The 13,419-nt window shown below is 36.9% G+C and carries 9 protein-coding genes; 7 read left to right on the top strand and 2 right to left on the bottom strand.

Annotated features, from left to right (window positions below; translation table 11 throughout):
- The first annotated feature begins 89 nt into the window (after window positions 1-89).
- The 7 genes from IEV85_RS10205 (at window position 90) to IEV85_RS10175 (ending at window position 9,510) form a co-directional block, all read left to right on the top strand.
- The gene (locus IEV85_RS10205) at window positions 90-818 is read left to right on the top strand and encodes an SDR family NAD(P)-dependent oxidoreductase (RefSeq protein ID WP_188462934.1); all 729 of its coding nucleotides are present in this window, start codon (window positions 90-92) and stop codon (window positions 816-818) included.
- A gap of 157 nt (window positions 819-975) precedes the next feature.
- The gene (locus IEV85_RS10200) at window positions 976-1,668 is read left to right on the top strand and encodes an ABC transporter ATP-binding protein (RefSeq protein WP_188462932.1); all 693 of its coding nucleotides are present in this window, start codon (window positions 976-978) and stop codon (window positions 1,666-1,668) included.
- Between the two features lie 38 nt (window positions 1,669-1,706).
- Complete coding sequence (locus IEV85_RS10195; RefSeq protein WP_188462930.1) at window positions 1,707-4,214, top strand: TonB-dependent receptor; 2,508 nt, start codon at window positions 1,707-1,709, stop codon at window positions 4,212-4,214.
- Complete coding sequence (locus IEV85_RS10190) at window positions 4,214-5,653, top strand: ABC transporter permease (RefSeq protein ID WP_188462928.1); 1,440 nt, start codon at window positions 4,214-4,216, stop codon at window positions 5,651-5,653. Before IEV85_RS10195 ends, IEV85_RS10190 begins: the two co-directional genes overlap by 1 nt.
- Window positions 5,654-5,656: 3 nt before the next feature.
- Window positions 5,657-7,009 (top strand): DUF3526 domain-containing protein, encoded by a 1,353-nt coding sequence (locus IEV85_RS10185; RefSeq protein WP_188462926.1) that lies wholly within the window; start codon window positions 5,657-5,659, stop codon window positions 7,007-7,009.
- Between the two features lie 25 nt (window positions 7,010-7,034).
- Window positions 7,035-8,156 carry a M14 family metallopeptidase gene (locus IEV85_RS10180; RefSeq protein ID WP_188462924.1) on the top strand — a complete coding sequence of 374 codons (1,122 nt, stop codon included), beginning with the start codon at window positions 7,035-7,037 and terminating at the stop codon, window positions 8,154-8,156.
- A 220-nt stretch (window positions 8,157-8,376) separates the two neighbouring features.
- Window positions 8,377-9,510: a hypothetical protein gene (locus IEV85_RS10175; protein WP_188462922.1), complete on the top strand. Its 1,134-nt coding sequence runs from the start codon at window positions 8,377-8,379 to the stop codon at window positions 9,508-9,510.
- Window positions 9,511-9,628: 118 nt separating this feature from the next.
- Here the strand turns inward: IEV85_RS10175 and IEV85_RS10170 are convergent, their stop codons facing one another.
- Together IEV85_RS10170 and IEV85_RS10165 are read right to left on the bottom strand one after the other, a co-directional pair.
- Entirely contained in the window at window positions 9,629-9,991 is a 363-nt protein-coding gene (locus IEV85_RS10170; protein WP_188462920.1) for a response regulator, read from the bottom strand.
- Window positions 9,992-10,512: 521 nt separating this feature from the next.
- The gene (locus IEV85_RS10165) at window positions 10,513-11,757 is read right to left on the bottom strand and encodes a cation:proton antiporter (protein ID WP_188462918.1); all 1,245 of its coding nucleotides are present in this window, start codon (window positions 11,755-11,757) and stop codon (window positions 10,513-10,515) included.
- Window positions 11,758-13,419 lie beyond the last annotated feature (1,662 nt).

Genomic DNA, 13,419 nt, shown 5'->3' with positions numbered 1-13,419 from the left:
GGAAGCCCGTATTGTAAGTGATACTTAAGGCCTCGTAGGAGAGAGTCTTGGAATTTTAAATAGCCCATTTCATTAAATAATATAAGTACATGTCAAGAATATTCATTACGGGCTCAGCAGACGGATTAGGGCAATTGGCAGCTAAGCAATTAACCCGGGAAGGACATCAAGTGGTATTACATGCCAGAAACAATAAAAGAGCAGAGGACGCTAAAAATGCTGTGCCAAATGCAGAAGCTGTTTTGACCGGAGATCTTTCTGATATAGAGGAAACTAAACAATTAGCAGCTGAAGTTAATGCCTTAGGTGCTTTTGATGCCATTATTCACAATGCCGGAGTCTATTCAGCCTCTCCTGAACTCATATTTAATGTCAATACATTAGCTCCTTACATCTTGACCTGCTTAATTAACAAACCAAAGCGATTGATTTACCTCAGTTCAAATCTGCACCGGCAGGGGAGAGCTGGATTTAAAAATCTGCAGCCGGGAAAAGTTACGTATGGAGACTCCAAACTACATATAGTGCTACTGACAAAATCCATTGCCCGACTATGGCCCCAGGTGTATGCTAATGCGGTAGATCCTGGATGGGTGCCAACAAAAATGGGTGGTTCAACTGCATCAGACGACCTTGAGAAGGGCTACCAGACCCAGATATGGTTGGCCACCAGCGATGATGCGGAAGCTAAAGTGAGCGGAAAATATTTCTATCACCAGCAACAGCAAAATGCTATGACTGAAACAGATGATATAGCTAAGCAGGAAGAACTGTTACAGGTTCTGGATAGCTTTACCTCTGTAAAATTTGTGCATTAGTGAAGTCAGGAAAGTTATTACCTGCTAAAATAATAAACGCAATTATATTGCATTAAATAAATTATCCGCTATCTTCGCGTTTTTAAACCGGAAAGTTTAAAGCAATGCTTAAGTAAGTCATTGCTTTAAGTCTTATAATCTTGTAATCACGAAACACATGTTAGAAGCGGTCAATCTTTCGAAGATGTATGGCAAGCACAATGCACTCATTAATTTAAATATCAAAGTAGATAAGGGAGAGGTATATTGCCTTTTAGGGCAAAATGGCGCTGGAAAAACCACCACAATAAATTTATTCTTAGGTTTAATTGAACCATCTGGTGGCAAAGCGCTGATTAATGGAGTAGAAGTAGGGGCTGATAAGAAGACAAATCAGATGATTGCTTACATACCTGAAGTAGTTCAGCTTTATGGAAATATGAACAGTATCGAGAACCTTGAGTTCTTTAGTAAGCTTTCAGGCAACCAATATACTAAAAATGAACTGAAAGCTCTATTGCAAAAAGCAGGTTTAAAAGAAGGGGATCTTAAAAAGAAGCTTTCTAACTATTCTAAAGGTATGCGTCAAAAAGTAGGAATTGCTATCGCACTCTCCAAAAATGCACAAGTTATTTTTATGGACGAGCCTACTTCGGGACTTGATCCTCAAGCCACCAATGAGTTCACCTCAATTTGTAAAGAATTGGTAAAAGAAAAGAAATCTATATTCATGGCCACCCATGATATTTTCAATGCTGTTAATGTAGGAAGTAAAATAGGTATTATGAAAGAAGGGCAACTGATCCATTCTGCAGACACTAAAAATGTTAGTGCTAATGAGTTGCAGGAGCTTTACCTTAAAACTATATAATAGCCCTAATTGATTATTAAGCATCTCCTCATAATTCCATGAAATTTAAAAATTTACTTTTTATAGGCTCTCTTTTACTTATTTCAGCATCATCTTACGCTCAAATTCAGGTAAAGGGAAGAGTTTTCAACTCGGAAGGTTCAGCTCTGCCAGGCGTAACAGTTTCACTTTATCAAGAGCAAGTAGTAGAAGGAGCCATAACTGATAGAGATGGTCAATTTGAAATTGCTGTTGATGGCACCGGAAATTACCAATTAGAACTTAGGTCTGTGGGCTTCCAAACTTATACCAGGCAATTATCTCTGTTGGAAAAGAAAGTTTATAAATTAGACGACATCAAATTACAAGACGATAAAGTGGAGCTACAAATGGTAGAAATTATTGGTCGTCAGCAAAAAGATTACAATAGTGACTACTCCTTTTCTGCCACAAAAACAGGAATTAAAAATAAAGAACTGCCTCAAGCTTTGATAGCCGTTACTAAGGAACTCATTGCAGATAGGCAGGCTTTTCAGGTTACAGATGCCGTTAAGACTGTAAGCGGAGTATCTAACCTAAGTTTTTACAACCATTTTAATATTCGAGGTATTACTCAGAATGAGTCTGGACAAATATTGAATGGAATGCGTACCAGACAATTCTATTTTATTCAGCCCATTACAAGTAACATAGAACGAGTTGAAGTATTGAAAGGTCCTGCATCCGTTACTTTTTCTAGTGCTGATCCTGGTGGCAGTATCAATTTAGTTACTAAAAAACCCCTGAAAGAAGATCGTAAAGAAATAAGCCTAAGCATGGGAAGCTTCAGTACACTTAGGGGAACACTTGATTTTACAGGACCTATTGATAAAGAAGGAAAATTATTGTATCGTTTAAATGCAGGTGTGCAAAAGGCAAATTCTTTTAGAGATTTGGTGCAAAATAATGTGGTACTTGCTTCACCTTCCTTTAGCTATATTCCAGATGAGACAACAGCTGTAAACGTTGAACTCATTTATAGCAACGCACTTGGCAATGTAGACAGGGGACAACCTATTTTTGGTGCTGTACCAGGTGAAACAGGTTTGAATAATGTTCAGACGCCTATCAGCTTAAATCTTGGTGCCACTAATGATTATTATCAATCGGAGCAGTGGGTGATGACAACGAGCCTTTTTAAGAAATTAGCTGATAATATTAGTTTTAATGGTGCTTACATGAAGCAGACATGGAGTGAAAATTTACAAGAACACAGGACTGAAAACAGGTTTGCCATCGACAGTGCAGGTAATCCAGTAGATAATCTCATTCAAATGAGATATGCTGAAAGGCAACAGTTTTGGAATATTGACAATATCAATGCTTATTTTAATTTCGATCTCAAAACAGGTAATATTAACCATAAATTATTGGCAGGCTACGATCTACATAGCTGGAATGTCTCCAATGGTGGAGGACAAAATTCTGCCCGGGGATATAGACTTGCAGATGGTAGCGTTACCAGAACCTATGACCCTGCTCAGGGGAGTAAATTTCTGTATACAGAAATTGATGGTGTTAAACTTCCTCAGCCTAATGTGGATTATTTCAACCTAACAAACCCTTCTAACACCATTAAAAATGTCCAGAATTATACAATGAATTCCGTATTTGAAATTCCTTCCAACTTATCGGTAACTCATGGAGCTTATATTCAGGAACAATTGAACTTTGGTAAGTTAACTGCCTTATTAAGTGCAAGGTATGAGTGGTTTAATGATTTTACTAACTACGGAAAGACAAATCAGCAGTCCTTTAGTAATCAGTCTTTTATACCAAGGGTAGGGCTGAGCTATGAGCTAAATAGGAACATCAATATTTACGTTACCTATCTGGAAGGTTTCCAGCCTCAGTCAAACACTGTGGAGCTAATGCCTAATACAGAATCTTATATTTGGAACCCAAATTCTGCCGCTCAATTCGATCCATTGTTAAGCGATTTGAAAGAAATAGGAGCCAAGGGTGTATTTTTTGGTGGTGATATTACTACTAGTGTGGCAATTTATGAAATCAATCAGAACAATATACTTGTCCCTTCCAAAGAGGATCCCGATTTTTTAGTGCAGAGAGGATCAGATAGGAGCAGAGGTTTTGAGTGGGATATCTCAGGCTATGCGCTTCCCAATTTGCAAATAAATGCATCCTACAGCTTTATAGAAGCTATAATTATGGATGATGATAACGAGGCGTTAATTGGAGAACGTAAAGAGAATACCCCCCGGCATAATGTCAATTTATGGGCCAGATATGATTTTCGATTTACAAGTGTATTGAAAGGCTTGGGAATTGGGTTTGGCATGCAACACAGAGGTGAAAGAATTCCATGGCAGACAAGAGATTTTATGATTCCGGCATTTACAGTATTTGATGCGGCCATTTACTACAAACCTATAAATTCCAATATGCAGTTAATGGTTAAAATGAATAACATTCTAAATAAAACCTACTGGTTGGGGGCTATAAATTATACAAGATTGTTCCCTGGCGCACCTCGTAATTCTTTATTAACTATTACCTACAAATTTTAATGCGTAAGAATATAATACTTTTAATTGCCAGACATTTTTGGACTAGCATTTTCAAATCAAAGATTCTATATACTCTTTTCGGAGTAATAATTATCCTGCTTTTCTATGCTGCTTATAGTGGTGTAAGTTACCATGACCAAAATCATTTCCGTACGGAACATCAGGAAATGGCACGACAAAGCTGGGAAGCAAACCCTGATAAGCACCCTCATAGAATGGCTCATTTTGGAACGTTTGCCTTCCGAATAAAATATCCCTTAAGTATTTTTGATTTCGGAATTGAGAGTTACACGGGTAATGCTATTTTTTTGGAAGCCCATAAACAAAACATGGTCAATTTTTCCGATGCAGGCTTTTCTACAGGACTGTTGAGATTTGGCGAATTGAGTATGGGAATGGTGCTTCAGTTGATTTTACCATTAATTATCTTTTTTATTGGCTATTCTGCTATTGTTTCTGACCGTGAAAATGGTACTCTTAAAATTTTAATCACTCAGGGAGCACGCTGGAAAGAGATTTTATTCGGAAGGTCATTAGGGTTATTTGCGATTGCTTTCTTTTTTGTACTTCCATTTTTTATAATTACGGTAATTCTGTTATTGCTGGAAGGTGCTACAACCGCTGATGTTTGGATAAGGCTAAGTATTCTTACCCTATTATATGTAGCTTTTTCTTTCGTGTTAAGTTTTATTACTATTACCGTTTCTACCAATAGCAGATCTTCCAAAAGTGCCTTGATAAAGCTGCTGGGGTTATGGCTTGTATTAGTTGTACTGCTCCCCAGAACCTCTCAAGCCCTGGGAACTTATTTTCATCCCGCACCGACTAAGCTGGAGTTTAAAGCACTAATTGAAGAGCAAGTGCTTGCGCATGGAGATAGCCATGATCCGAATGACCCGTACTTTAACCACCTAAAAGATTCAGTGCTAAAAGCTCATAACGTAGCTTCTGTAACAGCGCTTCCTTTCAATTATGGTGGATTTGTAATGGCTGAAGGGGAAAGGATAAGTGCCGAAATTTATAAAGAACAACATAATCAATTACTTCAAAACTATCGCCAACAGAATGAACTTACCAGGTGGTTAGCTTTAATTAACCCGTATTTAGCTTTAAAGAACTTATCAATGGCATTGTGTGGGACGGATTTCGAATCTTATGTTCAATTTCAGAATCAAGCCGAGGATTACAGATATAAGCTGGCTCAAAAAATGAACCGGCTACAGATGGATTACATTGCAGCGGATGTAAGTAGTTCCGAGGGCAAAAAGAATGTGGTAGACCGGAATGAATGGAAGTCATTTGCTGATTTTGAACATGATTTCATGAGTGTAGGTGGAACTTTGGAAAGTGAAGCTGTAGCTTTAATTTCTCTGTTGCTATGGCTTGCCTTATCATATTTCGCAATTATTTATACTTCTCAAAAAGCTAAAGCTATTTAAGTTATGTACCGATTAATGTTTATACAGTTTATAAGAACCAAAACTTGCCAGTTGGGTATAGCATTGGCTTTAATTCTTGGTATCATTAGTATCATGACAGGGAAGCAATTTTTGGAAGATCAGAAAAAAGCTACTTCCCAGGTTGTGGAAAAGCAAGAAGCTCATATTCAGCGAAACCTGGATTTGCATAAAGATGATTTAGGCTTACTTTTATATTATCTTAAATTCTCAGTTGTAAATCAGAGAGACCCTTTGGCTGCTTTATCTATAGGACAGAGCGATCTTAATCCGGGTATTCAAAGTGTAAGTATTTTAACCCTTGAAGGTCAAAAGCATGATACTGATCTGGTGAATCCGGTAAAACTGTTGTTTGGAAATCTAGACCTGAGCTTTGTTTTTATTTATGTATTTCCTCTTCTGATTATTACTTTTACTTATAACCTTAGATCCGAGGAAGAGGAATCCGGAACCTGGAAGATTGTAAGCACCATGTCACAGTCTACTACCCATTTCCTATTAAAAAAGCTGCTGGTAAGAATTTCTATTATTATTTTATTACTATTCATATTATACTTAGCCGCCAGTATTGTGTTAGGTATTTCAATAAGCATAAATTCCGCATTATTTATTACCATTGCTATACTTTATCAGCTCTTTTGGTTTAGTTTATGCTTTTGCATTGTGACACTTAGGCGCAATTCAAATTTCAATGCAGTCACACTGCTTTCTTGCTGGATAGTTCTAACCATTATTTTACCTTCAATAGTCAATAATTTAGTTACAGTAAATTATCCTGTACCTGAGGCGCTTACAACAATGATCAAACAACGTGACGGATATCACGAAAAGTGGGATACTGATAAAAGAGCTACATTGGAGAAATTTTACAGCAGCTATCCTCAATTAGAGAAATTTGGCTACCCGACAGATGATGGGTTTAACTGGCATTGGTATTATGCTATGCAGCATTTAGGTGATGTGGAATCCCGTGTAGAAAGTGCTTCTATGGAGAATAAAATGATTGAACGTGCCAGTGTTAGCAGTAGTTGGGCACAATTTATACCCTCAATGCATACTCAGATGTCCTTTAATGAGATAGCCGGTACTAATCTTCAGAATCACATGAGCTTTCTTAAAGAAATTAGCCGGTTTCATGAAGAAACACGCTTGTATTTTTATCCTAAAATATTCTCAGAAGCAAGTACTGAAACTGTGCAGTGGGAAAAATTTAAGCCGGCATATTTCCAATATACTCACTCAGTGAATTGGCTAATGGAACTAGGCCCATTGGTAGTAGTAAGCTTACTTTTCAGTTGTTTAGCTTTTTTCTTCATTAGAAAAAATCAGGGAGTTTAATTGATTTATTATAAATTTTATGCTTGTGGAAGTACTTATAATTAAAAGGTTTTTGTGTGAGTTGAAGAGTACAGTTTTATGGGTCTTTTTTCGTCCATTGAGAATAATGGCATTCTTTTGTTGTCTTTGTTCTATAGCATTTGGGCAACAGCCTTTTGAGTTTGAAGGGAGAAAGGTAATGGCCGGATCGGTAGAGCACTTTACTGTAGAAGTAGGTACAATTGATTTAAAGACGACTATTCCAATAAGTGTTATCCATGGTATAAAAAATGGACCTGTGCTGGGTATTACAGCAGGCGTTCATGGGTATGAATACGCTCCGATATTAGCAGGACAAAAACTACTGAAGGAGATTAAGCCTTCTCAGTTAGTGGGTACTATTATTTTAGTTCAAATAGCAAATACCGGAAGCTTTTTGGGAAGAACTCCTTTTATCAATCCCTTAGATGGTAAAAACCTCAACAGGTCTTTCCCAGGTCAGGAAGATGGAAGCATTACAGAACAAATTGCCAATTACATTTCCAAAAAAGTGATAGCACGCTCAGATTATTTTGTAGATATGCACAGTGGAGATGCTCCCGAAGATTTATTCCCTTATGCTGCCTATTATCAAAACGATAATAAAGAAGAAATATCTGATAAAGGGAAAAAAATGGCAGTCAGTATGGGCTTTGAACATGTTGTGGTATTTAAAACTACCGGTAAGGATTATATGAGAAAGGAGTTTCCAAGTTTATACTGTTCAGCGGAGGCCTTTAAACAGGGAAAGGCTGCAGTTGATATTGAATGCGGACGCTTAGGTATTGTTGAAGAAGCCAGTATAAAGAAGATTATCTTGGCTGTTCAACAACTTTTGAAATCTTTAAAAATGACGGAGGGTACTTTCTCTTTGAATGAGCAGATAAAAGTCATTAACGAGCGAAGTTTTATAAGCAGTAATTATACCGGAATATTTTATCCAAAAGTCCATAGTGGTCAACATGTTGAAAAGGGGAGTAGCTTAGGCTATATAACCAATTTCTTTGGTGAAAAGATAGATGATATATATGCTGATAAATCCGGAGTTGTTTTACTGATATTAGGCACCCCGCCAGTTAAAAAGGGTGAAACACTATGTGTAATAGGGGATCTTGATTTAAAAGAGTAGCGATAATTGCCCTTATCTTATCTTGTGCTATTTTTATACTATTTAACAGTGAGTATTTAATTCAAAGAGGAATTTGAGTTTTCCTTAATTTGTACAGCCCTTAATTTTTGTTCCACCTGTCTCATGGCATGTATAATTTTTCTAAAAACATAAACGCAATATAATTGCGTTTATTAAAATTTAATTACTTTTGCCGTACTTTAAAATCACAACAAAAATTATGTATAAGTACTACAAAACAATTAGATTCATAGCTTTTACAGCTATTTTATTCACCTTATTTTCTTCATGCGATGAGGAGAATGAAGTACAACAGCCACTGGGTTATCTGGCTCCCTTAAATCTTCCAGAAGCTATTTATCTTCAATATGGAGAGGATTACTCTATCCAGCTTCCTGATGATTACAAAAATGCTGATGTAGAATTTTCACTGGATTTTTCATCTAATGATTTAGACCTGGGAAATGGTAAAAACCTTCAGGAAATATTGGAAAGTGCTATTGAGGTTAACACTGAAGAAAATAAACTGGTTATTGAAAGTGATAAATTATATCCTAATAACCAAGTCTCATCCATTACTGATGTAAGACTTCCGGAAACTTACAAAACTGTTTTAACAGTAAGTTCCCTTGAAAATTACCAGCCAGTTAGTAATACTTTTTCCTTGTATATCTCTGCTGCAAAAGTAGAAATTTCAGGTGTGGATGATAGTGATGAAATTCCCTTTTCTTACCATATGTATGGAGAAGATACCGCCAAGTATATTCATCAGTTGAAAGCTCCTGGCCTGTCTTTGGAAAATACCAACTGGGTGCTTCATCAGAATGGCTTTCCTGATCAGCAGGTAATTGTTAATGAGGATAAAATATTATTTACTTCAGCAGCAGGAAGTCCGGAAAATACTGCTGAATGGACATATGATTTAATTCCATCACTAACAAAAGATGGCTTTATAATCGCCAGCAGACAATTTAGGGTGTTTTTTATACCCGAAATTAAGTTCTTCTTCGGTACTTATTATCCAGAGTATGATTTAACTGTTAAGACCAATATTGTACATATTGCTTTAGGAGAAGCATACGAAAGCTCTGCACCTTCCTTTTTTCCTGCAGAATACAAAAAGTCTTTCTTGATTGAATCAATTCAAAAGGATGATGAAGATTTTGATAATAGTGAGGGGATCATAAGCATTAACGAAAATAATGGTGCTGTTAAAGTAGCTCATAATCATTCATTAGAAGAAGGCTCTTACAAAATAATTGTGAAAGCAACTACCGATGATGCTAACCTTACTCTTGAAACCGACCTTACTTTAATTATGTCTGTGGCAGAGGATGATGACCACGACCATTAAGTTTTCAATCATAAAATAGACTTATAAACCAGGTCAATAGATAGCCTGGTTTTTTTGTGCTCTAATATTAAATAGTATTATAGTGTTTCTGCTACATTTAAGTAAGCTATAAAAGCACTTAAACAAGTCCACTTTTACTTACCACTGCCTCTAAAGCTTTCAAGTCTACCGGCTTTTCAATAAAACCTATTACATTAGGATAGCTTTTTAATTTCGACTGATCAATTTTATCCGAAGAGATCATAATCGTTTTCGGGGAGTGTTTCATGAGATCCAGGACATCAAAACCATTTAACCCATCGATATATTGATCTAGAAAGATTAAATCCGGCTGCTTCCTCTGGATTTCCAACAAACCTTCAAGAGTGTTGTCCTTGGAGGTGATACATTGGAAATCCGGAAACAAATCCTCCATATTCACCTTCAACCATTTACTGAAGACAATATCATCATCTATAATTAGATAGGTTGCTTTGTTCATATATTATTTAGGTAAAAGCTTTGTTGAAATCAAAAGTACAAAAATAATTAATAAGCTAAGGTTAAATCTGAGGCAATCACATTATGACCTCAATAATGGCCGGGCCCCAAAACTTTTTCGTAAAGAAATAGGTGGCGAGAATTAGGAATAGTGAACTCATAACTAAAGCTAAAATAGCCAACACCTTTGCTGCTTTAGTTTTGAGTAATTCATGTTTTCCTATGAAAATTTCTGCCACCAGTAAATTGTAGAAAGATGAAGCATGACTAAATACCAGCCGCTAAGTTAATCGTCATTGAGAAGGAGGTACGACTGAAGCAATTATGTAATGCTTTCCGTCATTGCTAGGGAAATATGACCGATGCAATCTCGCCAACCTTACCGTCATCATTGCGAAGGAAGCATGACTGAAGCAATCTTGTGATTAGTATGGAAGATCTTTCTAAGGCGTTTTATTACAAAATAGTAAGATTGCTTTGTTCCTCGCAATGAACAATACTAATGACGCATCATGGTAAGTTCTATCCCTTCACCTTTAACCATTTCAATACTTTCTCCACGGTCAATCCTTGCACAATAATGCTGAACACTACAATGATATAAGTGATGGCGACTATCACTTCACGATTCATCTCAGAAGTAAGAGAGAGGGCCAGTGCGATGGAAATCCCTCCTCTAAGTCCTCCCCAGGTCATGATGAGGCCTGTTTTAGGCACAAAGTTGAGTTTAGTTTTGAAAATAGAGATGGGTCCTAAAAGTGCCAGGTACCTGCAAATAAGCGCTACCGGAATTAGAATCAGTCCTGCCAAAATATAATTACCTTCGAAAGTAAATATCAGCACCTCCAAGCCAATTAATACGAACAAAATAGCATTAAGCAGCACGTCTAGCAGTTCCCAGAATTTATCGACATATAGCTCAGTCATTTCACTCATGGAAGATTGCCTTCTTGTATCATTGCCTATGAATAAGCCAGCCACTACCATCGCCAAAGGACCAGAAAAATGAAGGCTGCTGGCTAATAAGTACCCACCTGTCACCATAGCTAAAGTAAGCATTACCTCTGTTTCGTAATTGTCTATTGATTTAATTAGCCAATAAGTTAAATAGCCCAGACCTAAGCCTAACAACAAACCACCACCTACTTCTTCAAAAAACAAAAAGGCAATATGCCCTGCAGAAACATCTGCTTCAGGACTGGCCGCCAACTGAAACAACGTTAGGAAAATAACCACACCCACACCATCATTAAAAAGACTTTCGCCTACAATTTTGGTTTCCAGCCTTTTTGGCGCTCCTGCCTTCTTAAGGATGCCCAAAACAGCAATAGGATCGGTAGGGGAGATTAAAGCCCCAAATAACAAGGCTTGTAAGTAGCTAATAGGCAAATTCATAAAATTGAGCAGGTAATAAGCAACAGTTCCTATTAAAAAGGTGGATACCAGCACCCCGACAGTGGCAAACATGATAATAGGATAGCGTTGTGCCTTAATATCAGGAAATTTGGTATGTAAAGCACCGGCAAAGAGCAGGAAACTCAGCATAATATCCAGCAATACTTCTTTGAAATTAATTGAACCAATGATGTTCACTGCATTATTCAAAAGCACATCCGTAAAAAGGGAGGAAATAGAAATGCCTACAGTAAAAATCATGGCCATAATCATAAGGCCAATAGTAGTAGGCATTTTAAAAAAACGCACATTGATGTAGCTAAAGAGTGCGGAAATAACAATTAAAAGGGTGATAACATGGAATATACTCATCTCTATATTTTAAAATGGCTAAATTAGGAATTGAATCGATGTATACCTAATAGAAGCAAAACCAAAACTGTAAAAATTGTCTGTTTTTTGGCTGAAGAAGGAAAATACCAGCTGCTAAGTTAATCGTTATTGTGAGGGTGGAACCTGTTCGTGTCTGTATAGATAGGGGAGGTATGACTGAAGCAGTCTTATAATACCTTACCTCATTGCGAGGGCGGAACAACGAAAGCAATCATATGAAATTTAAGTCATTGCGAGGGAAACATGACCGCGGCAATCTTGTAATTAGAATGGCAAGCCTTTCTATAGCGTTTCAGTATGTAAATAGAAAGATTGCTTCGTGCCTCGTAATGACGATATATATTGAGATGGTAGCAATTTTCAAATGTCTAACAATTATAAATTGTCACGAGGATGAACTCCCTCTTTTTCTATCTAAGAGAGGGGTGGGGTGAGTTGTTTATAGAATTACTTCATGCATTCTGTTTGATTAGTATCAAAACCAAGATCGTTCTCCCCCTTTCTTAAAAGGGGGCAGGGGGGATTTATTTGGGACTGAATTGTTTAACCTGAATATATACAATAGAACTCGTCACTGCGAGGTTTTTCTCATGGCTTTATGGAAGGCATAGAAAACCGCGGCAGTCTTGAGAAAGACAAGCAAAACGTCTTACGCTCCAAATCAAAAATTTGCTTCACATGCGTTCTGTTCGATTAGCATCGACAGAATAGCATGTTCGCAATGACGGGCACGATTTAATACTGAAATCCGAGTTAGATTTATTGAATTTTTGATTTTCAAAGATGATTTGGTTGATAGAGTGCTTAAAAGCAAGGGGATTCCAAATAATTTTTTCCGTTTCACTCCAAAAATTTTTGGAATGACGCGCGCTTTTTGGAGATTGTAGAGAATTTTCAAATAGAGGATTAATATCAATTATAGTGAGATCGAACTCCCTCTTTTTCTAAGAGGGGCTTGGGGTGAGTTATACAGCAACTTCCAGAAGGTTAATATTTTAACCACTAGCTATTAATTTGCACGTCATTCCCGAGCAGTCGGGAATCTTATGATTTCAACAGTGGTTGAAATATCGTGTATTTGATCATACTTACTCGATAACGCTGCTTTGCACCGTTGAAAAGATTCCTGATATTTTCCTCGTACCTCGTAAAATTCTGGAATGACGTAATTGTATCCGAGATCGTTCTCCCCCTTTTAAGAAAGGGGGCAGGGGGGATTTACTTGGGACTGAATTGTTTAACCCTGAATATACACAATAGAACTCGTCATTGCCAGGTTTTCCTCATGGCTTTACGGAAGCCATAGAAAACCGCATCAGTCTTAAGAAAGACAAGCAAAATGTGTAACGTTCCAAATCAAAAGATTGCCACATATGAATTCTTCCGATTAAGATCGAAAGAATAACATATTCGCAATGAACTGTGATAAAAATCAAGTAAAAAGTAAAATCATTCAAAATAAAATATTGTTTGATACTAAATCAACCAATATAATCAACTTGATAATAAGTATCGTTTTTGGCAATTGCGAAGGACTGTTTGATCAATTTATTGACTACAGCGATGATGGCCAAATTATGACTTTTACCTTTGGTTCTAAGTCTATCATATAGATTTTGACATGTCGAATTACATTTAATA

The sequence above is a fragment of the Marivirga lumbricoides genome (assembly GCF_014636295.1).
In the GTDB taxonomy this organism is placed as follows: Bacteria; Bacteroidota; Bacteroidia; order Cytophagales; family Cyclobacteriaceae; genus Marivirga; species Marivirga lumbricoides.
This window is presented reverse-complemented; position numbering and strand designations above follow the sequence as displayed.

Coding starts and splice junctions, on each gene's coding strand:
- IEV85_RS10205 (WP_188462934.1), top strand. CDS start 90: ATGTCAAGAATATTCATTACGGGCTCAGCAGACGGATTAGGGCAATTG.
- IEV85_RS10200 (WP_188462932.1), top strand. CDS start 976: ATGTTAGAAGCGGTCAATCTTTCGAAGATGTATGGCAAGCACAATGCA.
- IEV85_RS10195 (WP_188462930.1), top strand. CDS start 1,707: ATGAAATTTAAAAATTTACTTTTTATAGGCTCTCTTTTACTTATTTCA.
- IEV85_RS10190 (WP_188462928.1), top strand. CDS start 4,214: ATGCGTAAGAATATAATACTTTTAATTGCCAGACATTTTTGGACTAGC.
- IEV85_RS10185 (WP_188462926.1), top strand. CDS start 5,657: ATGTACCGATTAATGTTTATACAGTTTATAAGAACCAAAACTTGCCAG.
- IEV85_RS10175 (WP_188462922.1), top strand. CDS start 8,377: ATGTATAAGTACTACAAAACAATTAGATTCATAGCTTTTACAGCTATT.
- IEV85_RS10170 (WP_188462920.1), bottom strand. CDS start 9,991: ATGAACAAAGCAACCTATCTAATTATAGATGATGATATTGTCTTCAGT.
- IEV85_RS10165 (WP_188462918.1), bottom strand. CDS start 11,757: ATGAGTATATTCCATGTTATCACCCTTTTAATTGTTATTTCCGCACTC.